The sequence below is a fragment of the Pseudoroseomonas ludipueritiae genome (assembly GCF_014490445.1).
Lineage (GTDB): Bacteria > Pseudomonadota > Alphaproteobacteria > Acetobacterales > Acetobacteraceae > Pseudoroseomonas > Pseudoroseomonas ludipueritiae.
In genome coordinates this window covers 1-18,511 of the sequence record NZ_JACTUZ010000082.1, presented here as the reverse complement: position 1 = coordinate 18,511, position 18,511 = coordinate 1, and the positions used below count along the sequence as shown (strand labels likewise).

Sequence of the window (18,511 nt, the reverse complement as noted above, 5' to 3'; positions counted from 1 at the left end):
CTTACTCGCACACAGGTCCATAACAGCCTCTAAGAAGCCGATACTCGGCCGAGGCAATAGGATAGATCACAAGTCTTATGCGCTTGTAGCCACTGAAGCTCAAATGATCGCGCTCTTTGCCGAAGTAGCGAATGGTTAGTCCGCGCCTTGACATCACAGCAGCGCCCTTATCTGCGCCAGGATCATTCACGCCACGGCCGACGCTGCCAGAGCGCGCGAGCTGCGGCGTCGTTGCGCATGACGAAGTCCTTGTATTCTGCGCCCAAGATAGGCCGAAGGGGCAGGTTCAGCTTGCCTGCCTCTGCCTTGAAGGCGGCGCTGTCCAGCGCCGCGCCGATGGCCTTCACCAGCGGGTCGCGGATGGCGGCGGGCAGGCCGGGCGGGCCAACGATGCCGCGGGCGGAGCCGCCGGTCACGTCCAGGCCCTGCTCCTGGAAAGTTGGCACATCGGGCGTGCCGGGCCATCGCTCGGTGCCGCCCTGAGCTAGCGCCCGCGCACGACCCTCCTTCAGCAGCGCAAAGCCTTCCCCCATGTTGAGCGAGCCAATTGCGAGGCGGTCGCCGATCAGGTCGGTGATGATGGGCGGCGTGCCATTGTAGGGAATGTGGGACAGCCGCACATCCGCCGCCGCCTCGAAGGCCAAGCCGAGCAGGTGGTCGTCCGAGCCAACGCCGGCTGTGCCATAGGCCAGTTCCCCCGGCTTCTGCCGCGCTGCCGCGCGCAGTTCCTCCAGGTTGCGCCAGGGCGCGTCGGGTCGCACGAAGAAGCCGCCGGGGTCGTCCACCACATTAGCCAAAAAGGTGAACTCGCCGATGCGGTATTGCGGCTTGCGCTCGATGGCGATGGTGTTGGCGGCTGGCGTGGTAATGGCGCCCAGCGTGTAGCCGTCCGGGTCCGCACGGAAGGTCGCCTCGAAGCCGAGCTGCCCGGCGGCACCCACGCGGTTCTCCACCACGAAGCGCGCGCCGGGTAGGTGCTGCTGGACATGCTGCATCAGCACGCGCGTCATCACATCCACACCGCCGCCAGCAGGAAAGGGCACAATGACCAGGATGGGCCGCGCGTTCGGCCAGTCCGCCGCGCGTGCGGCCGGGGCCAGCGCCTGCGCGGCGGTCAGCGCCAGAAGGCCGAGCGCGCCGCGTCGGCTGGGCGACATGATCGTCATTGCAATTTCCTCCGTTCTCGGCCGGCTTGGTGCCGGCATTGTCAGTGTTAGGTATCGAGGCCCGACAGCTCCGCCACCAGCGCACCCAGCGCGGACGAATCCAGCCCGCCTCGCCCGCTGTTCACCAGGGCCTCCAGCATCTGCGCCGCCGCGGCGGTGGCCGGGGCAAAGACACCATGGTCGCGGGTGGCGGTCAGGGCCAGCCGCATGTCCTTGCGCATCAGCTCAGCCCGGAAGCCTGGCGCGGTGGTGCCCTCAATGATGCGCTTGGCGTGGTTCTCCAGCACGAAAGACCGTGCGGACCCTCCGAGCAGCGCCTGTCGCATCGCTTCTGGCTCCAACCCCGCCTTGCGACCTAGCGCCAGTGCCTCGGCCACCGCCTGCAGCGTCGCCGCCACTAGCAGCTGGTTGGCCGATTTGCAGACCTGCCCTGCCCCGGGTGGCCCCAGATGCGTCAGCTTGCCGCCCACCGCTCGCAGCACCGGCTGCGCCGCCTCGAAAGCGCCGCCATCCCCACCCACCATGCAGGTCAGGGTGCCGTCGCGCGCGCCGGCCGGGCCGCCGCTGACCGGGCTGTCCAGCAGAAAGGCGCCGCGCTCCTGCGCCAGCCGGGCGGCGAAGGCGGCGGTGGGCGCGGCGGCGATCGTGCTGAAGTCGATCACCACGGCGCCACGCTCCACCGTCTCAACCACGCCGCCAGGACCGAACAGCACGGTTTCCACATCGGCGGTGTCGGGCAGGCAGAGCGCCACGCAGGCGGCGCCACGGGCAGCACTAGCCGGGCTTTCGGCCCATGTAGCGCCCGCCGCCTCCAGCACGGCGGCCTTGCCGCGGCTGCGGTTGCTGACGGCCAAGCGGAAGCCCGCGCGCTGCAGGTTGGCCGCCATGGCGGCGCCCATGACGCCGAGGCCGATAAAGGCCACAGGAGCGGGCGGCTGGATGGGGTCAAGGGTCATCGGCATCAGCTCCTGCGCAGAGAAGCGCGGACATCATCCAACAGGGTGTCCATGGCGGTCTGGAAGCCCGGCCCGTCGGCATAGCCGTCAGCCTCGCCCAGCCGTTCCAGAAAGCGGCGCCAGGCCGGCGCGGCCATGCCCTGGCGGAAGCGGTCGTGGTAGAAGGCCACCATCTCGTCCGTCATGCCGGCAGGGCCGACCCAGCCCTTCTGGTTGTCAGCCACCACGTCGTAGCCCAGCTCCCGCAGCGTCGGCACGTCGGGCTGGGACTTGGTGCGCTCGGCTGAGGCAACGGCGATCGGCTTGATGTCGCCGGAGGCGACGAGGCCACCCAGCTCGTCCGAAGCCTGCACGCCGAGGTGGATATCGCCGCTGAGCAGCGCCTGCGCCACCGGCCCGCCGCCGGTATAGGGCACGTGCAGGAATTCCAGATCGGCGCGCCGTTCCAGCATGATGAACAACGAGTGCGACAACGTCCCTGCCCCGGCGGAGCCATGGGTGATGCTGCCGGGCTCAGCGCGCGCGGCCTCTATCACCTGCCGCATGTCGGCGAAGCGCCCGCCCCGGCCGCGCACGCAGATGAAGTGCGGGTGACGCGTCAGGCGGATCACGGAGCGGAAGGATTTTTTGGGATCGTAGGGCACGTCCCGGTGCGCTGGCAGGGAGGTGCTCTCGCTGCCACCAGCCAGCAGCAGGGTCAGGCCGTCCGGCTGCGCGCGGGCCACCTGTTCCGCCGCCAGGGCACCGCCGGCGCCGGGGCGGTTCACCACCACCATGGGCTGCGACAGGAAAGGCGCCGCGGCCTCGGCGATCGTGCGGGCGATGACATCGCTGCCCCCACTTGGCGCGAAGCCGACCACGAGCTGAATGGGATGCGTCGGCTGCCACCCCACGCGGCCCTGCGCCCGTAGAATGCGCGGCGCGGAGAGCGCCATGACGGCCAGGCCGCCCAAGGCGGCCCGTCGGTTGAGTTTGTTCATTGGTTGCTGTCCTCCCCAGGCGGCCTTCTGGCCGCGTTATGTCTCCCGAAGCAGGTATTCGGTGCCGCAGCGATCGCAGATGGCGCGCAACTGCCGGTCCAGCGCGGCCGGGATCGGAATACCTTCCTCTGCGCGGCGGGCATGCTCGGCTTCCTCCGGGTCTCCAGGCAGCAGCACCGGGCGGCCTGGGTCGGCAGGGGTGGAGCCCCGCAGCGCCGCTGCCATGGCGGCCAAGTCTTCTTCGAAGCCGCCGTTCGGCCTTAAGGCGCGGGGGTCGAGGGCCAGAAAGAAATGGCCGATATCGTCGGGCTCCGCCGCATCCCGTGCGCTGGCGCGCAGCGGCGCGAAGGCGGCGCCAGTCAGCGTCGCGGACAGGATCTGCACCATCAATCCGAGGCCGTAGCCCTTGTGGCCTCCTGTCACCTCGGCCCCACCCAACGGGGTGATGCCGCCGCCCGGGCGGCGAAAGATCACATCCATGGCCTCGGCGGCGTCAGTCACCGGCGTGCCCTGCTCATCCGCCACCCAGCCGGCAGGGACAGGCTTGTTGTTCAGCTCGTAGATCTTGACCTTGTTGGCGGCGACCGTGCTGGTGGCCATGTCCAGCACGAAGGGCGCACCACCTGCTATGGGCGCGGCGAAGGCGATGGGGTTGCTGCCCAGCATCGGCACGGTGCCCCGCGTCGGCACCATCAGCATCGTACGGGCGGAAGAGGTAATCAGCGCCACCAGCCCCTGCGCAGCGGCAAGGCGGGCGTAATAGCCGGCTGCGCCGAAATGGTGGGAATTGCGCACGCCCACTGCGCCGATGCCGCTGTCCCGCGCCTTGTCGCAGGCCAGGCGCATAGCCATCACCGCTACGGGGTGGCCCAGATTGGCGCCGCCCTCCACCAGAGCAAGTGAGGGCAGGTCTCGCAACACGCGGGGCCGCGCCCGCAGGTCCACCTGCCCGGCACGCTGCATGCCCTCATACATCGTCAGCATGGAGATGCCGTGGCTGTCGACGCCCATCAGATCGGTCTCCACCATCGCGTCCGCGGTGGTGGCGGCCAGGTCCTCTGGCATGCCCCAGCGGTCGAGGATGTCGAGGATCTGCTGCCGCACCCGGCCGGCGGGCACCAGCAGCATGGGCGGGGCTTCCTGCGGCGCGGCCATTCAGCGCGTCACCCGGCAACCTTTCGCGGCCAGGGTCTCGTCGATCCAGGCGCGGTCCCAGGTGCCGGCGGCGATGGCGGCGGTGAACTGCCCTTCCTTGGCGGCATGCGCCTCGGCGGCTGCGATGATGGCATTGGCGTCAGCCTGGGGGATCACCACCACGCCGTCCTCATCGGCAGCGATCAGGTCGCCTGGCATCACCACCTGCCCGCCACAGGCCACGGGATAGCCGATCTCGCCAGGTCCGTCCTTGTAAGGGCCGGCCGGGGTGGCGCCGCAGGCCCACACGCCGATGTCCATGTCGCCGAGGTTGTCGATGTCCCGTACAGCGCCGTCAATCACTAGCGCGGCGAGGCCGCGCTTCGCCGCATGTCCGATCATCAGGTCCCCCGCCACGGCGATAGACAGGTCGCCGCCGCCGTCGCAGACCACCACGTCGCCGGGCTGGGCGAGGTCGATCGCCCGGTGCAGCATCAGGTTATCGCCCGGGCGCACGCGCACGGTGACGGCATGCCCGACCACGCCGCGCCGCCCCCCATAGGCCGCGAAGCCGCCCCGCATGGCCTGCATGCGGTTCATCACGTCACCAATATTGGCGACAGGCAGCGCGACTGCGCGGCGGATCAGCTCTGGGTCTCGGGCAACGTCGCGTTCTGAAACACGGAAGCCGACTGTCATGGCGTTATCCTCTGTTGTGGGTGCCACATTGGGCGTTGTTGTTGGGTGTGCCGGTCAGGCCGGCGCACCGTTGTCGAGCGTGTCCAGCATGCGGTCACGGCCCAGCATGATGTGGCGCTCCGCAGCATCGCCCGCCGCCTTGGCATCATGCGCGTTGATCGCGCTGATCATGTCCTCATGCTCCTGTAGGGAGAGGTCGAGCTGCGCCGGGTGTACCAGGGAGCGCCGTCGGAACAGGTGCAGCCCCTTCACTGCCCGGTCATAAGCCCGCGCCATGGGCACGTTGCCGCCCGCCGCCATCAGGGCGGTGTGAAAATCAAGGTTACGAGCGTAATAGTCGGCGAAGCGCTCCGCTGCTGCAGCCTCGCGCATTGCTTCGTTCAACTGCCGCAGCCGCAACAGGTCTTCCGGCAGAGCGCGGCGTGCGGCCAAGCGCGCGGCGCCGCGGAACAGTGCGGCACGCAGGTCATACAGGTCCAGTGCGTCCTTCATGGAGACCTGGCGCACCAGCACGCCGCGGTTCGGCACGATCTCCAGCAGCCCTAACTGCTCAAGGCCGCGCACCGCTTCCCGTAGCGGCGCACGGGAAACGTTCAGGCGGCGTGATAAGGCAAGCTCGTTCAGCCGCTCCCCCGGGAGAACTTCGCCCGTCAGGATCATCTCCTCGATCCGGCGCAGGATGGCGTCGGTGCCACCGCCGGTAGCGGGACTAGCTTGGTAAGGCGGGTCAGACAGGTCCCGAGAGCTAGCAATCATGGCAAAATTGTCGACAATTATGGGTGAGTTGTCAACACCTATTGCGATAGTCAATACCGAGACGCTGAAGCTCCTGAAGCAGACCACTGAACCGCCACGGCCGTCGGCTGTCGTTATGACCTTCTGCCTGGTCCAGGGCTGCGAGGTGCCCGACACAGAGCAGGCGATTCGTCAGCTTGGCGCCCCCCTCGCTCCTGTGCGTGCCGGACTGCGGGTCGCTTACTCCCGCGCCCATCAAACCGGCTTGGCCGCTATGGAGTTCGAATCTGACGGCAAGGCGGCGGATGAACTCAAACGTCTATACGAGTTTGTGTGTATGAACCTATATGCGTCTGCACCGGAGGACGTATGAAGAACTCTCTTCAAGCGGTCCTTGATCGTGAAGCAGCAGCAACGCCAGCTGAACTGCCAACAGAAGCCCTCCGTCAGCCGCTAAAAAGCTCCAAACCGCCGCCAAGCCCGAGCCAATGCATTTACTGGCAGAGTCCACTAAGTTTCACCGCCCCTCTCGCGATGGGTGCCGCTTCATGGGCGGTCACTTCAGTCCAGAGGTCTTGAAGCAGATGAAGCTGCTGGCTGTGGAGGAAGGCACGACCACCCAGGCGCTCCTGGACGAGGCGCTGAACCTGCTATTCGTGAAGAAGGGGAAGGGCCGAATCATAGGCGTATGTGTTCATACACCTATGGCCATATCAGTTCACAACATTCACAGGAATGAAGCATGAAGGGACACTCCCTCCATGCCGTCCACTCATTGGACTTTTGAAGGCAATCCGCTGCCCGCCGGGGCTTACTTGATGCAGGCGCCACTGGCGGACGGGACGGGTGTAGGAGAAGGCCGGTATCCGTCACGTCAACACGGGCCTCAGGTTAAACTGCCAAGGCCAGCTTGAGGTTTCCAGGAAGCGGGCCTGGAAGTTATCCATCCTACCGCAGGCCACCCCGAACTGGGGCTTGAGCGCCCGCCAGTTCACAGGCGTTGGCGCTTTGAGAGAGTGCAGGCGGTACGCAGCTCAGGCGTAGAGATCCAACGCCATACTGTTGTTCTGGAGCGCCCGGATCGCGGCCCTCCTCTCGAAGCCTGGTGCTTCTGGAGCTGCTGGAAGAAGCCCTCGGACAGACGCGCCTTTTCAGCAAAGAGAGGCCCCTGACCGGGCTCAGCGTCATCATCCGTGTCGACGAGGAAGGCACTATCGACGATCGTCTGCTGCAGCATTCCACTGGCGCTGCCAGCCCGAACATGGAAGCTAAGCTTACACATCGCCAAGAGGTCAGCCTGCTCCGCACCTGGTCAGCGGATTGTCCACCAATGGCCACACCTAGCCGACGCCTCCACTGCGTGAGGTGCGCACCCAACTCCACCTCCCGGTTCCCCGTCTTCAGGGCCTCTGACTGAAGGTAGAGCAGGATGAGGCGGGCACGGCTGCCGAACGGAACGCCGACATGGACCGGCTCACCGCTTGGTCCAGGCCGCATTCCTGGCTCTACGATAAGGGTCACACGCTCGCCGCTGACCTGCCAACCCTTGTGGTCAGGAAGCCGGCGATGGGGAAGGGCGGCTTGGCACCAACCTGAAAACAGGTACCCAATGCCTCCCTCCTCATCGGCTAGGTACGTGGCCGCGGCGTCGACTTCACTTCTGTCGAACCCATCGAGGAGCAGGGCACCCTGCTTTTCTGCCTCTTCTATTGCCATGATGAACACGCCCCATGGAGCGGGAACATGCCTTGGATAGGCAGCTTTGTCGCGTTGGGGTTTTGAAGGGGCAGCTACTAGAATAGCTATTTGGAGTAATACTTGTAAGTAGCCCTTCAAAAGTCCTGTTGGCTGTTTCCGCAAGCCATTGAACTGTCATGGACAGCCCGCTTCCGACCTTCCTTCAAAATCCCAACGACTCGCCTCCAAAAGTCCAGTGAGGTTTGCAGACCATGCCAGGCAGCGGCGCCCCGAATCGGAAGCCACCGACACCGTGGCCAAATCACCTCGCCAAGGTTGCCAGGTAGTCTGATCAGCCTTCTACCTGTCTCTTCCACCCCAGATGGTTGTCCCGGTCCCCAGCGCGTCGGCGTCGCCCACTTGAGCCCGTTCGAGCACTTTTGCGCCGTGTGTGGCGCCCACGGTGCCTTCGGACTTGGCGGCAGTTTCGCGGAGGTGTGCTAGGCCTCTACGCCTATTCGGAGCACCGGCCGAGATGGAGGAGTGCTGGAAGCACAGCTAGGCGGCCGATCAACGAGGCAGAGGGCAGGGCCAATGCGGTAAGCCCGTCGCTGCCATGAGCTTAGGTATGCTAAGCCATTACATCCTGTGCCGGCTGGGGCGTTTTGGTGGAGCTGCCACAATGACGGCGCTGGTACTCCACTGGCGTTGTCCCGACCCGCCTGACGAGAGCGCGCCGGCGATCTGCTTCATGGCTATGTCGCCGCTCTTGAGGTGCCCACGCGCGGCCTCGGTCCGTGCACCCTTAGCATAGACGGCCAGGGTCAGTCCCGTCTCGACCCAGAACAGGCGCGCGAAGTGTCGCGGGCTCATCCCAGTCTTGGCCGAGAGGCGGTCGACGCTGTGGTCCTCGGCGGGATGGGCCGCCAGCCAGCGCTTGACCTCCTGCAGGGCGGAGCAGCTGACCGGCGCGCCGACACCGTGCCGGTTGAACTGCATCTGACCGCCGCCGCGTTTGAAGAACATGACGAGCTGCGCCGCGACTTGCCGCGCGAGTTCGGCTCCCAAGTTCTCTTCCACGAGCGCCAGGGCGAGGTCGAGGCCCGCCGCCACCCCGGTCATGCCCGCAGGCCGCACCATCCGCGACGAATCCGTGACCACGCCCCCGGGGCCGAGAAGCTCCTGCGATTGGCGGGAAAGCTGGCCCTGGTTCTTCAAGTGGCGGTCTCCGTTCGGCCCGGGGGCGGTTGATGGCCGTCTGCGGGAGGGTCGTACGAATTCTGCGCTCCATAGCCACTTGTTCTACAAAAGGATGACGTGCCAGAGTTGGACAACAGAGAAGCGCCCGGTGCCGCCGCGCTGGAAAGCTTCCGTTCTCAGGGGAAACGACCATGGAGCCGAACACGGGCGGCAAGCGCGCCCTACGCGTTGCGCCGTGCATAGCCTGCCCTGAGGCGATAGCCCGCCCGGACGCCTCGCCGTGAGTTCGGGGCCCCGGGTGCGAGCAACGCCACTAGGCCGATGACCAGCCCGTCCGCAACGCATCCCGGGGTTACGCACGGCCTACCAGCCGGCGCAGCGCAGGCCGGTGGACTGGTGGGACGCAAGGATTCCGGTGCAAATGCGGTTCCGGGCGACAGCGCCGTGCTGCCCATCATCGACGCCCACCAGCACTTCTGGGACCTGGAGGCCAACTACCATCCCTGGCTCCGCGATCCCGAGCCGATCCCGTTCCGCTACGGTGACTACAGTGCGCTGCGCCGCAACTACCTCCCCGCCGATTACCGAGCCGACGCGGCCAGGCATCCGGTCGTGGGCACCGTCCACATGGAGGCCGAGTTCGACCCGGCCCACCCGGTCGCGGAAACCGAATGGCTGGAGCGTTTGGCGGAGCGGGAAGGGCTGCCCAGCGCCTGCGTCGCCCAGGCCCGGCTGGACGATCCGGAAGTGGGCGCGGTGCTGGCGGCGCAGGCGGCCCACTCCTTGGTGCGCGGCATCCGCCACAAGCCGCGCGCAACCACGCGGCCCGAGGATGCGCAGCGAGGTGCGCCCGGCTCAATGGACGATCCGGCCTGGCGGCGCGGCTATGCGATGCTGGAACGACACAGGTTAAGCTTCGACCTGCAAACGCCCTGGTGGCACCTGGACGCGGCCCTTGACTTGGCACGCGACTTCCCGGGCACGCAGGTCATCGTGAACCACACTGGTCTGCCGGCGGACCGGAGCCCCGAGGCCCTGCGCGCCTGGCGCGGTGCGCTCGAAGCCTTGGCCTATGCGCCCAATGTCGCGCTCAAGATTTCTGGCCTCGGCCTGCCAGGCCAGCCCTGGCGCGCGGCGGCCAATGTTCCCGTCATCCGGGACGCCATCGCCGTCTTCGGGCCCGGTCGCTGCCTGTTCGCCAGCAACTTCCCAGTGGACAGCCTGACCGGCAGCTTCGACGCCATCGTGGACGGCTTCCTGCAGGCGACCGCCGGCCGCTCAGAAGCCGAGCGCCGCGCACTGCTGCACGACAACGCCGCAAGGATTTACCGCCTTTAGAAACGCGCCAGGGAAGCAGGAGCGGTGCACGGCGCTTCCGCCCTGGCCCGCGACGGAAAATACCGACCGGGAGGAAGACCGCATCATGCTTGGACGACGCAGCATCCTCGGCAGTGCCGCCACCCTGGGCGGCACCGCCTCGCTCGGCCTCACCGGCGAGGCGCTGTTCCGGTGGTCCAGCGCCTGGGCGCAGGAACAGCCTTTCAAGCCCGAGCCAGGCGCCCAGCTCCGCTTCCTCCGCTGGAGCCGCTTCCTGGACGCCGAGGACAAGGCCACTACGGAGAACATCCATGCCTTCACCGAGGCGACCGGCGTGCCCGTGCGTATTGACAACGTGTGGCAGGACGACGTGCAGCCGCAGCTCAGCGTCGCAGCCAATGTCGGCAGCGGGCCCGACCTGGCCTGGACGCTGCATACCACGCCGCATCTTTTCGCCGACAAGCTGCTCGACCTTTCCGACGTCGCCGACCACATCGGGGGCAAGTATGGCGGCTGGTATCCGCTGATCGAGCAGTACGGGAAGCGCGACGGGCGCTGGATCGGCATCTCCAACGTCGTGATCGGCGTGCTGCCGGTGTACCGCATATCCGCGATGAAGGAGGCTGGGTTCCAAAGCTTCCCCACCGATGCCGACGGGTTCCTGAAGCTGTGCATGGAACTGAAGCGGATCGGCAAGCCCGCCGGCTTCGCCTTCGGCCGCGCACCCAGCGACGGCAACTCCTTCTCCCACTGGCTGCTCTGGTCGCATGGTGGCAGGCTGGTGGACGAGAACAACCGGGTCGCGCTCAACAGCCCGGAAACCCTGCGTGCCCTGGACTATGCGCGCGCCCTCGCCTCCAGCTTCATCCCGGGAACGGTGTCCTGGACCGACGCCTCGAACAACAGCGCCTTCCTGGGCGAACAGGTCTGGCTGACCAATAACTCCGTCTCTGTCTACGCCAAGGCGCGGGCGGACAAGATGGCCTTCGCCGACGACATCGACCACGCGAACTGGCCTATCGGCCCGGTCGCGCAGCCAACCGAGATGCACCTGGTCTACCCCTTCATCGCTTTCCGCTACACGCGCTATCCGAATGCCGCGAAGGCGTTCCTCACCTTCCTGCTGGAAAAGCCGCAATACGAGAAGGTGCTGGACGGCTCCGTGGGCTACGTCAGCCACGCCCTGCGCGCCTACGAATCCAGCCCGCTCTGGGACCGTGACCCGAGGATTCGGGTGTTCCGCGACGTGGCGGCGCGGGGACGCTCGGTGGGCTATGCCGGCACGCTCGGCACGGCTTCCGCGGCGGCCCTGGCGGAGAACATCGTGTCCGACATGTTCGGCGAGGTCGTGACGGGGCAGTCCTCGCCGCAGGACGCCGTGCGCAGCGCCGAGCGGCGCGCTCAACGCATCTACAGGAGTTGAGCGACATGGCCAGGATCGGCTTCATTGGCGTGGGCACCATGGGGCGGGGCATGGCGGCGAACCTCCTCGCCGCCGGCCACGCGCTGCATGTCTACGACGTCCGGCGCGAAGCGATGGAGGAGTTTTCCGCCCGCGGCGCTACTGCCGCCGGCTCGGTGGCCGAGGCGGCGCGCGACGCTGAGGCCGTGGTGCTCATGCTGCCGGACACGCCGCAGGTGGAGGAGGTCGTGCTCGGCCCAGGGGGACTTATGGAGAATCCGCCAGCGGGACGCCTGGTGATCGACATGAGCACCATCTCCGCGGCCACCAGCCGCAGCATGGCGGCGCGGCTGGAAGCCGTGGGCACAGCAATGCTGGACGCCCCCGTGTCCGGCGGTCCGCAGGGGGCGGAAAGCGGCAGCCTATCCATCATGGCCGGCGGGACGGAAGCGGGCTTCGCGGCGGCGCAGCCCATCCTGGCCGCATTGGGCACCACGGTCCGCCATGTTGGCCCACCCGGCGCGGGGCAGACGGTGAAAGCGTGCAACCAGCTCATCTGCGCCCTGAACCTGCAGGCCATCTGTGAGGCGCTGGCCCTGGGCCGCGCCGCCGGGCTGGACCTGGAGCTGCTGCGGGAGGTGCTGCTGGGCGGCGCCGCGTCCTCCTGGATGCTGCAGAACCTCGGGCCGAAGATGATCGCTAGGGACGCAGGTGCGGGCTTCCGCATCGACCTGAAGCTGAAGGATCTGCGCCTTGCCGGCGAACTGGGCTTCCAGCACGGGTTGCCGCTGCCTGGCCTTGCCCTGGCGACCAGCCTTTACCTGGAAGCTCGGGCGCATGGGGAGGGCGCCAACGGCAACCAGGCCCTGTTCCGTGTGTACGACCGCCTGACCAACCAAGCTGAGGAGGCCCCATGATGCCCGAGCCCCGCATCGGCTTCCTCGGCATCGGCATCATGGGAGAGGCCATGGTGCTGCGCCTGCTAGAGCGCGGCCGCCCTGTCACCGTGTGGAACCTGGAGCCGGAGCGCCTGGGCCGGGTGGTGCCGCACGGCGCAGTGGCTGTCCCCACCCCTGCCGCCGTGGCCGCGGCGAGCGACGTGGTGATCCTGTGCGTGCTGCACACGGAAGCCGTGGCGCGCTGCGTCTTCGGGCCGGACGGCATCGCCTCGGCCGGCCCGGCCGCCGGCAAGGTCCTGCTCGACCATTCCACCGCCGAGCCGGCGGCCACGCGCGAGATGGCGGCGCGGCTGCGCGCGGATACCGGGATGGGCTGGGTGGACGCGCCGGTGTCCGGCGGCCCCCAGGCCGCCCGCGCGGGCACGCTGACGATCATGATGGGCGGCGATCCCGGCGAGATCGCGGCACTGGGTCCGGTGCTGCGCGACCTCGGCACCAATGTCACGCGCATGGGGCCAGTCGGCGCCGGACAAACCACCAAAGTGCTGAACCAGGCGATCGTGGGCACCGGCTTCGTGCTGATGGCCGAGGCGCTGGCCATGGCGGAAGCGGCAGGGCTCGACGCCGCCGCCCTGCCGGCCGGGCTCGCCGGCGGCCACGCGGACGGCTCGCTGCTGCAGAAGATCTACGCCCAGATGCAGCGCCGCGACTTCGAACCGCCCACCAGCTACGCCCGCCAATTGCTGAAGGACCTCAAAGCCGTGAAGGCCTTCGCGCACGACCTCCATTTGGAGCTGCCGCTGGTGGAAGCCGCGGTCGCACGCTTCGCCGACTACGTGGCCCGGGGCAACGAGATGGTGGACAGCGCTTCCGTCATCCGCCTGTACCGGCCGGATCCTTGATGGCGGTGCGCGACGCCGGAACAGAATCATCGTCGCATCAGGAGGAAACAGGAACGCCATGATCCGCATGACCCGCCGCGCCGCGCTGGCAACCGGCACCGTTGCCGCCGCCGCGCTGGCCTTTCCCCGCCCGTCCTGGGCCGCCACCCTGCGCTACGCGCATGTCGGCTCCGAAGGCGATGTGCAAACGCGCTTCGCCACCGAGTTCGCTGCACTGGCGCGGCAGAAGAGCGGCAACAAGACCGAGATCCGCGTTTTCCCCAACAGCCAGCTCGGCGGCGTGTCGGAGATGGTCGACGGCATCCAGGCCGGCTCCATCGCCGCCGGCCACCATGAATTCGCCTCGCTCGCCAAGTTCGTTCCGGAACTCGGTGTGTTCAACGCGCCTTACGTCTACCGCGACGGCGCCCATGCCCTGCGGGCCACCGACCCTGCCTCACCCGTTCTGGCGGAGCTGAACGAGAAATTGGTGCGCGGCGGCGGGCTGCGGATCATCGGGCGCCTGTACCGGGGGCCCCGGCACATCACCGCGAAGTTCCCGGTGCGCCGGCCCGAGGACCTGCGCAACCGCGCGTTCCGCGCCGTGCCTATCGATCTTTGGGTGTCCATGGTGAAGGGCTTTGGTGCCGTGCCGACCCCCGTGGAAGTGGCGGAACTGCCCACCGCGCTGATGACCGGCACGGTGATCGGGCAGGAGAACCCGCTGACCATGATCAACGCGAACCGGCTCTACGAGGTGCAGTCGCACGTGTCGCTGACCGGGCACATGCTGTCCCTCCTCGCGGTCTTCGCCAACGAGCGCACCTGGCAGCGCCTGCCGGCCGAGGAGCGCGAGGCCATCTCTGCCGCCTTGGCGGAGAAGGCGCAGGAATCCCTGGGCTGGGCGGAAGCGGCGGACCGGGCCCTGGTGGCCGAGTTGCGCGCACGCGGCATGACCGTGATCACCGAGGCGGAGGGTCTGGACAACGCCGCCTTCCGCACCGCCGTGCAGGCCCAGGTGAAGCGGGACTTCCCGGCCTGGTCGCCCTTGATCGACCGCATAGGTGCCATAGCCTGACCAGCCGGTGACCGCCGGGCGGTGCCGCCCGGCCCTCCCTTTCCCGTGCAGCCCGGAGCCACCCATGCCCATGCGTATCCCCAAGGCCGTGCTCGGCGCGCTCTCGATCGCGCTGATGCTGGGACTGGTCGCCCTGCCCACTGTCCAGATCCTGGTACGCGAAGTGCTTCACCTGCCGGTCTTCGGCCTGGACGAGGTGGCGCGGCTGTTCATGATCCTGGGCGTCTTCGTGGCCTATCCGCTGGTAGTCGACGCCGGAGAGAACCTGATGATGGGCGAGTTCAAGGCGGCGCTGCCGGCTGGAGCGCTGCGGGTGGCCGACCTCGTCATCGGCCTGTGCTGCGCGGCGGCCTGCCTGGCCATGGTGTGGGCGCTGTGGGAAACGTTGGCGGCCAATCCGCGCAACCGTACGCCAACGCTGGGCATCCCGTTCTGGATCTATCTGGGCGGTGCGGCGGTGGGCTTCGGCGGCGGAGCGATACTGCACTTGGCCCGGCTGGGACGACCCCTGTCCGAGGCCAAGATCGTGACCGCGAGCTGACGCGCCGCAATGCTCGGCTATCTCGTCATCGCCGGCTTCATGGCCCTGTTCATGGCCGGCTTCCCCATCGTGTATTCCATCCTGATCCCCTGTATCGGCTACGTGCTGATCGAGGACCTGCCGCTGACGCTGCTGGCGCAGCGTGTGACCTACGCCCTGGACAGCTTTCCCCTGGTGGCCGTGCCCCTGTTCATCTTCGTGGGCAATCTGATGAACCTGTCGGGCATCACCGACCGGATCTTCAACTTCGCTGACACGCTGTTCAGCCGCATCCACGGCGGGCTGGCCCAGGTTAACATTGTAGGCAGCCTGATCTTTTCCGGCATTTCCGGCGCCGCGCTGGCCGATATCGCTGGACTTGGGCGGGTGGAGATCAAGGCGATGCGCGAGCGCGGCTTCGATGCGCCCTTCGCTGCCGCTGTCACCGCCTCCTCCTCTCTGCTCGGGCCGATCTTCCCACCCTCGATCCCGCTGATCGTGTACGGCTCGGCCACCTCGGTTTCGGTGGTGCAACTGCTGCTGGGCGGCATTCTGCCTGCGGTGGTGTGCATGATCTTCCTGATGATCGCGGCGGGCATCGTGTCGGTGCGCGCGGGCTATCCCCGTGCGCCGCGCTGGCCGACCCTTCGGGAAGCGTGGAATGCCACCTTGCCCGCGATCCCAGCCCTGATGGCGCCGGTGCTGATCATCCTGGGGATGCTGATGGGCGTCTTCACCCCCACCGAGGCAGCGGCCGTGGCAGCACTCTACGTGCTGTTCGTGGGTTTCGTGGTGCATCGCGAGATGACGCTGCAGCACGTGCTGGACTCCGCCCTGCTCACCGCACGCAACACCGCCGCCATCCTAGTGATCGTGGCGGCGGCGGCGATGCTGGGCTGGATCCTGTCGGTGGAGCAGATCCCGCAGGAGTTCTCGACCTTCGTCACCGGCCTATCAAACGACACGCTGACCCTGCTGGTGCTCGCCAACGTCATCTTCTTCCTGGCCGGTATGTTCCTGGACAGCACCACCGCGACGCTGCTGATCGTGCCTATTGTCGCCCCGCCCCTGGTGGCAGCCGGGGTAGACCCGGTGCATCTGGGCTTGGTCGTGGTGTTCAACCTGATGATCGGCCTGCTGACGCCGCCCATGGGACTGGCGCTGTTCCTGATGACCGACATCGCGAAGATCAGCATGCGCCAGCTGCTGCGCGCGCTGGTACCCTTCTACATCCCGTTGATCATGACGCAGGTGGTGATCACAGTGTGGCCGGATGTGGTGCTGGTAATCCCGCGGATGATCCGCTGACGGCGGTGAAGTAGGACGAGCATTGGTTTTCGCGACTTCGGGGCGCGGGTGTTGGATGGGACGGTGCGAGGTCAACTCGGCGGCAGGGTGTTGCTCGCTTGGGAGGCCTCGGGCCAGTTTGCGAGATCGAAGTAACGCTCAAGCCGAAATGGCAGCTTTCCGACGTGGCCACAATACCCGAAGCAAGTTAGGGCAGGATCGCGCAGCCGGCGAGGGGGACGCCTTTCGCCCAGGGGGCAGGTACTGCCTTACGATCGGAACGTCTGCTCTCAGCACCACGGCGGCGCTAGCCGTCCGGTACGACGCGCCCTGCCGCGCTGCGACCCTGTTGCGCCGAATGTCAGCTTTGGACTGCGCCAGAGCAGGCTTGGAAGGTCCGGGATGGGCGCCGAGCGGAAGCTGATGATGATGATGATCCAGATGTGGCATCAACTGAACGGGTTTGGGGCCCGGGTCACGTCTGGTCTGCCTGGGTCCTTCTCGGGGAGGTGTTCTCCTCACCCTCAAGCACCTTCACGATTGCCTCCAACAGTCTTTGGAGGCGCCGGGCGTCCTCAAGTCCTTGCCGCTCACGGGTGAGATCGGGCGAACCGTAGAGCGACGCCCGGTCCAGCCGGTTCTCGACGGTAAGATCGCCGACGGAGGTCGAGGCGGCCTCGTCGGCGAAGGGGATGATCGTCACCAGGTCCGCGCTGCCGGCAGCTTTTGTGCTCTTAGTCATGCCCGTGCTCCTTCAGCGTCGTCCAAGCGCCCGGACGAGCAGGATAACCATGAACACCACGAAGAAGCCTGCGGCGATTAGGCTGCTTCGGCGTAAGCGCTGCCTGGAGACCCGATGCGGCAGCGCTTGACGGTTTGTCGTCAGCTTTGGCCCAGAACCACAGCATGAGTTCGTCGATGCGGCTGTTGGGCCAGCCGTTGACGAGCCGGGTCAGCACGTCGGTAAAGTAGCGCTGCGGTCGACGCTGTTGAGCTTGCAGGTTTCCACCAGAGAGGCAATAGCCGCCCATCTTGCACCACCATCGTCACCGCTGGCGAAAACGTGTTCATGGGGCTGAGGCAGATAGGACGGATCGCCCGCTCCACGATGTTGGTGTCCGTCTCGATGCGGCCGTCGGTGAGGAACTGCTCCAGCCCCTTCCGGTGGTTCATTGCGTAGCGGATCGCCTCCGCCGTTGGGCTGCTCCGCGGCATACGCTCGAGCTAGATTTCGAGCCAAGTGAACAGCTCCGCCACCAGCGGTCGACTGCGGGCCTGGCGCACCTCCAGGCGATCTCTGGCAGGACGGCCGTGGATCTCCGCCTTGATGGCATAGAGGGCGGCGATGCGTTGCAGGCGCTTCAATGTCAGCAGAAGATGGTGCAGCTGCTCATTTCGGGCTGCCAGCGCGCCGCGTTCGGCGAGGGCAGTATCGCGCTGCTCAAGGGCCGCCAGCAGCAGCACCCGCAGCGCCGCGGGATCCTCTGGCAGGCTCGGCATGTCGTCCGTGGCGCCCATCACGCCGGAGAGTCTAGACAGGCACGCTCGGCGTGGGAATCCGTTTCGCGCTCTGCACCCGCGTCCAGTCGATGCCGTCGAACAGCGCCGCAAACTCCACCGGTGCCAGCCGCACCGCTCCATCTATGATAGGCGGCCAGCGGAAGACCCCGCCAACTGCTTGGCTATCAAGACCAGTCCACTGCCATCCCCAGCGCACGATCTTGATCCGGTCGGCACGCTTGGCCCGGAACACCATCAAAGAGGGCCGGATCCTTATCTGGCAACACCCGCACGAGCGCCCCAGCCACCTGGATCTCGATACAGGGCGATGAGGTGGGCTCCCGTGGCGCTGCGCCGGGCTCCGCCACGATCAGCAGAAACGAGGGAGGCGCGTTGTGCCGCATCTCCAGCCGCCAGGTGAACACCTGCTGCGAGCAGACCTGCCAACGGCGCGCCACCTCGGCGATGACCGCTCCGGGTACAAGTGTCCCCTCGACAATCCGCGCCTTGGCTTCCTCCGACCGCCGCCGGCGGCGGCCATTCGCGTCATCATTAACGTCGACCATAATGTCAGTTCGAAGCTCCCCACCTGAAGGCAAGGCAGCACAGCATCGGCACGCTTGGGAAGGAGGGCACCCAGGCAGCGCTTACTCTGGTTCTGGTGCAGCCGGAGGATTGAGCCTGGCGCGTGTGCGCCGCCGAGTTGCCCGAGCTGCCTTGTGCCCCTCCCCGATGCCGCGCTCGCCACCCCGCCCTGTCGCTCACAGGCGCCGCGGACGTTGTTCGGCTGCGGCCTTGGGAGCGGGAGGAGCCGGTCACGGATTGCGGCGGCTAAGCCGGGGAACACCTCGATCCCGGTATCTGGCGCAACTCGGACATGGAGACCGCCCGCCATGGCATGCCCGGTGCGTTCTCAAGAGGTAGGCGGCCGCTCCACGCCTGGGGATGGAGACCGCCTTGTGCAGGGAGGTCGGCACCAGCATGCGGATCATTGATCCGCTGCAGGGTATCCCTGACAAGGTTAAAGCCAATTAGATCTTGATCCAAACGGCGGCGGCTGCGAGGCAGAGGATGCTGAGG

The 18,511-nt window shown here is 67.0% G+C and carries 20 protein-coding genes and 1 pseudogene; 9 read left to right on the top strand and 12 right to left on the bottom strand.

Translation table 11 applies throughout. From position 1 onward, the window contains the following. Window positions 1-182: 182 nt before the first annotated feature. The 6 genes from IBL25_RS16475 to IBL25_RS16450 are packed head-to-tail and all read right to left on the bottom strand — an operon-like array spanning window position 183 to window position 5,691. Window positions 183-1,166, bottom strand: coding sequence for a Bug family tripartite tricarboxylate transporter substrate binding protein (locus IBL25_RS16475; RefSeq protein WP_238940485.1), 984 nt, complete (start codon window positions 1,164-1,166; stop codon window positions 183-185). Window positions 1,167-1,213: 47 nt separating this feature from the next. After that, window positions 1,214-2,122 (bottom strand): NAD(P)-dependent oxidoreductase, encoded by a 909-nt coding sequence (locus IBL25_RS16470; protein ID WP_187779630.1) that lies wholly within the window; start codon window positions 2,120-2,122, stop codon window positions 1,214-1,216. A 5-nt stretch (window positions 2,123-2,127) separates the two neighbouring features. After that, entirely contained in the window at window positions 2,128-3,102 is a 975-nt protein-coding gene (locus tag IBL25_RS16465; RefSeq protein ID WP_187779629.1) for a Bug family tripartite tricarboxylate transporter substrate binding protein, read from the bottom strand. A gap of 36 nt (window positions 3,103-3,138) precedes the next feature. Then, window positions 3,139-4,230 carry an Ldh family oxidoreductase gene (locus IBL25_RS16460; protein WP_187779628.1) on the bottom strand — a complete coding sequence of 364 codons (1,092 nt, stop codon included), beginning with the start codon at window positions 4,228-4,230 and terminating at the stop codon, window positions 3,139-3,141. Between the two features lie 27 nt (window positions 4,231-4,257). Next, window positions 4,258-4,935: an RraA family protein gene (locus IBL25_RS16455; RefSeq protein WP_187779627.1), complete on the bottom strand. Its 678-nt coding sequence runs from the start codon at window positions 4,933-4,935 to the stop codon at window positions 4,258-4,260. Window positions 4,936-4,989: 54 nt separating this feature from the next. Further along, a complete protein-coding gene (locus tag IBL25_RS16450) occupies window positions 4,990-5,691 on the bottom strand; it encodes a GntR family transcriptional regulator (RefSeq protein WP_275296010.1) in 702 nt (233 codons plus the stop codon). Here IBL25_RS16450 and IBL25_RS16445 point away from each other — a divergent pair. Both IBL25_RS16445 and IBL25_RS27610 read left to right on the top strand, forming a co-directional pair. Next, the gene (locus IBL25_RS16445) at window positions 5,690-6,043 is read left to right on the top strand and encodes a hypothetical protein (RefSeq protein WP_187779625.1); all 354 of its coding nucleotides are present in this window, start codon (window positions 5,690-5,692) and stop codon (window positions 6,041-6,043) included. The genes IBL25_RS16450 and IBL25_RS16445 overlap by 2 nt on opposite strands. A 115-nt stretch (window positions 6,044-6,158) precedes the next feature. Further along, window positions 6,159-6,416 carry a ribbon-helix-helix domain-containing protein gene (locus tag IBL25_RS27610; RefSeq protein ID WP_367615627.1) on the top strand — a complete coding sequence of 86 codons (258 nt, stop codon included), beginning with the start codon at window positions 6,159-6,161 and terminating at the stop codon, window positions 6,414-6,416. 1,570 nt (window positions 6,417-7,986) lie between these two features. Here IBL25_RS27610 and IBL25_RS16435 read toward each other — a convergent pair. Beyond that, window positions 7,987-8,565 (bottom strand): helix-turn-helix domain-containing protein, encoded by a 579-nt coding sequence (locus IBL25_RS16435; RefSeq protein ID WP_187779624.1) that lies wholly within the window; start codon window positions 8,563-8,565, stop codon window positions 7,987-7,989. A gap of 426 nt (window positions 8,566-8,991) precedes the next feature. Here IBL25_RS16435 and IBL25_RS16430 point away from each other — a divergent pair, with 426 nt between their 5' ends. The 7 genes from IBL25_RS16430 to IBL25_RS16400 all read left to right on the top strand — a co-directional run bounded on the left by IBL25_RS16430 (window position 8,992) and on the right by IBL25_RS16400 (window position 15,952). Continuing rightward, window positions 8,992-9,885: an amidohydrolase family protein gene (locus IBL25_RS16430; RefSeq protein WP_202986792.1), complete on the top strand. Its 894-nt coding sequence runs from the start codon at window positions 8,992-8,994 to the stop codon at window positions 9,883-9,885. Window positions 9,886-9,970: 85 nt separating this feature from the next. Continuing rightward, window positions 9,971-11,287 (top strand): ABC transporter substrate-binding protein, encoded by a 1,317-nt coding sequence (locus tag IBL25_RS16425; protein WP_187779622.1) that lies wholly within the window; start codon window positions 9,971-9,973, stop codon window positions 11,285-11,287. Window positions 11,288-11,292: 5 nt separating this feature from the next. Continuing rightward, window positions 11,293-12,183 carry an NAD(P)-dependent oxidoreductase gene (locus IBL25_RS16420; protein WP_187779621.1) on the top strand — a complete coding sequence of 297 codons (891 nt, stop codon included), beginning with the start codon at window positions 11,293-11,295 and terminating at the stop codon, window positions 12,181-12,183. Then, on the top strand, window positions 12,180-13,067 hold the full coding sequence (locus tag IBL25_RS16415; RefSeq protein ID WP_202986791.1) for an NAD(P)-dependent oxidoreductase: 888 nt from the start codon (window positions 12,180-12,182) through the stop codon (window positions 13,065-13,067). Before IBL25_RS16420 ends, IBL25_RS16415 begins: the two co-directional genes overlap by 4 nt. Before the next feature lie 58 nt (window positions 13,068-13,125). Next, window positions 13,126-14,124: a TRAP transporter substrate-binding protein gene (locus IBL25_RS16410; protein ID WP_238940484.1), complete on the top strand. Its 999-nt coding sequence runs from the start codon at window positions 13,126-13,128 to the stop codon at window positions 14,122-14,124. Between the two features lie 64 nt (window positions 14,125-14,188). Then, window positions 14,189-14,665, top strand: coding sequence for a TRAP transporter small permease (locus IBL25_RS16405; RefSeq protein ID WP_187779620.1), 477 nt, complete (start codon window positions 14,189-14,191; stop codon window positions 14,663-14,665). A gap of 9 nt (window positions 14,666-14,674) precedes the next feature. Further along, window positions 14,675-15,952 (top strand): TRAP transporter large permease, encoded by a 1,278-nt coding sequence (locus tag IBL25_RS16400; protein WP_187779619.1) that lies wholly within the window; start codon window positions 14,675-14,677, stop codon window positions 15,950-15,952. Between the two features lie 454 nt (window positions 15,953-16,406). Here the strand turns inward: IBL25_RS16400 and IBL25_RS16395 are convergent, their stop codons facing one another. The 5 genes and pseudogenes from IBL25_RS16395 to IBL25_RS27605 all read right to left on the bottom strand — a co-directional run bounded on the left by IBL25_RS16395 (window position 16,407) and on the right by IBL25_RS27605 (window position 17,997). Further along, window positions 16,407-16,673, bottom strand: a complete 267-nt coding sequence (locus IBL25_RS16395; RefSeq protein ID WP_187779618.1) for a hypothetical protein — start codon at window positions 16,671-16,673, stop codon at window positions 16,407-16,409. After that, window positions 16,666-16,962 carry a transposase domain-containing protein gene (locus tag IBL25_RS26960; RefSeq protein WP_238940483.1) on the bottom strand — a complete coding sequence of 99 codons (297 nt, stop codon included), beginning with the start codon at window positions 16,960-16,962 and terminating at the stop codon, window positions 16,666-16,668. Before IBL25_RS26960 ends, IBL25_RS16395 begins: the two co-directional genes overlap by 8 nt. Window positions 16,963-17,065: 103 nt before the next feature. Further along, window positions 17,066-17,431: pseudogene (locus IBL25_RS16385) on the bottom strand (IS66 family transposase); the annotation flags it as partial. A gap of 31 nt (window positions 17,432-17,462) precedes the next feature. After that, entirely contained in the window at window positions 17,463-17,687 is a 225-nt protein-coding gene (tnpB, locus tag IBL25_RS16380; protein WP_187779615.1) for an IS66 family insertion sequence element accessory protein TnpB, read from the bottom strand. Next, window positions 17,617-17,997 carry a transposase gene (locus IBL25_RS27605; protein WP_187779614.1) on the bottom strand — a complete coding sequence of 127 codons (381 nt, stop codon included), beginning with the start codon at window positions 17,995-17,997 and terminating at the stop codon, window positions 17,617-17,619. The genes tnpB and IBL25_RS27605 overlap by 71 nt, the downstream gene beginning before the upstream one ends. Window positions 17,998-18,511: the final 514 nt, after the last annotated feature.

Excerpts from the sequence above, each read along its gene's own strand:
- IBL25_RS16465 (WP_187779629.1), bottom strand. The coding sequence starts at position 3,102 with ATGAACAAACTCAACCGACGGGCCGCCTTGGGCGGCCTGGCCGTCATG.
- IBL25_RS16425 (WP_187779622.1), top strand. The coding sequence starts at position 9,971 with ATGCTTGGACGACGCAGCATCCTCGGCAGTGCCGCCACCCTGGGCGGC.
- IBL25_RS16420 (WP_187779621.1), top strand. The coding sequence starts at position 11,293 with ATGGCCAGGATCGGCTTCATTGGCGTGGGCACCATGGGGCGGGGCATG.
- IBL25_RS16450 (WP_275296010.1), bottom strand. The coding sequence starts at position 5,691 with ATGATTGCTAGCTCTCGGGACCTGTCTGACCCGCCTTACCAAGCTAGT.
- IBL25_RS26960 (WP_238940483.1), bottom strand. The coding sequence starts at position 16,962 with ATGGGCGGCTATTGCCTCTCTGGTGGAAACCTGCAAGCTCAACAGCGT.
- IBL25_RS16415 (WP_202986791.1), top strand. The coding sequence starts at position 12,180 with ATGATGCCCGAGCCCCGCATCGGCTTCCTCGGCATCGGCATCATGGGA.
- IBL25_RS16395 (WP_187779618.1), bottom strand. The coding sequence starts at position 16,673 with ATGACTAAGAGCACAAAAGCTGCCGGCAGCGCGGACCTGGTGACGATC.
- IBL25_RS16410 (WP_238940484.1), top strand. The coding sequence starts at position 13,126 with ATGATCCGCATGACCCGCCGCGCCGCGCTGGCAACCGGCACCGTTGCC.
- IBL25_RS27610 (WP_367615627.1), top strand. The coding sequence starts at position 6,159 with ATGCATTTACTGGCAGAGTCCACTAAGTTTCACCGCCCCTCTCGCGAT.
- IBL25_RS16470 (WP_187779630.1), bottom strand. The coding sequence starts at position 2,122 with ATGACCCTTGACCCCATCCAGCCGCCCGCTCCTGTGGCCTTTATCGGC.
- IBL25_RS27605 (WP_187779614.1), bottom strand. The coding sequence starts at position 17,997 with ATGGTCGACGTTAATGATGACGCGAATGGCCGCCGCCGGCGGCGGTCG.
- IBL25_RS16445 (WP_187779625.1), top strand. The coding sequence starts at position 5,690 with ATGGCAAAATTGTCGACAATTATGGGTGAGTTGTCAACACCTATTGCG.
- tnpB (WP_187779615.1), bottom strand. The coding sequence starts at position 17,687 with ATGGTGTTCCGGGCCAAGCGTGCCGACCGGATCAAGATCGTGCGCTGG.
- IBL25_RS16455 (WP_187779627.1), bottom strand. The coding sequence starts at position 4,935 with ATGACAGTCGGCTTCCGTGTTTCAGAACGCGACGTTGCCCGAGACCCA.
- IBL25_RS16475 (WP_238940485.1), bottom strand. The coding sequence starts at position 1,166 with ATGACGATCATGTCGCCCAGCCGACGCGGCGCGCTCGGCCTTCTGGCG.
- IBL25_RS16405 (WP_187779620.1), top strand. The coding sequence starts at position 14,189 with ATGCCCATGCGTATCCCCAAGGCCGTGCTCGGCGCGCTCTCGATCGCG.
- IBL25_RS16400 (WP_187779619.1), top strand. The coding sequence starts at position 14,675 with ATGCTCGGCTATCTCGTCATCGCCGGCTTCATGGCCCTGTTCATGGCC.
- IBL25_RS16460 (WP_187779628.1), bottom strand. The coding sequence starts at position 4,230 with ATGCTGCTGGTGCCCGCCGGCCGGGTGCGGCAGCAGATCCTCGACATC.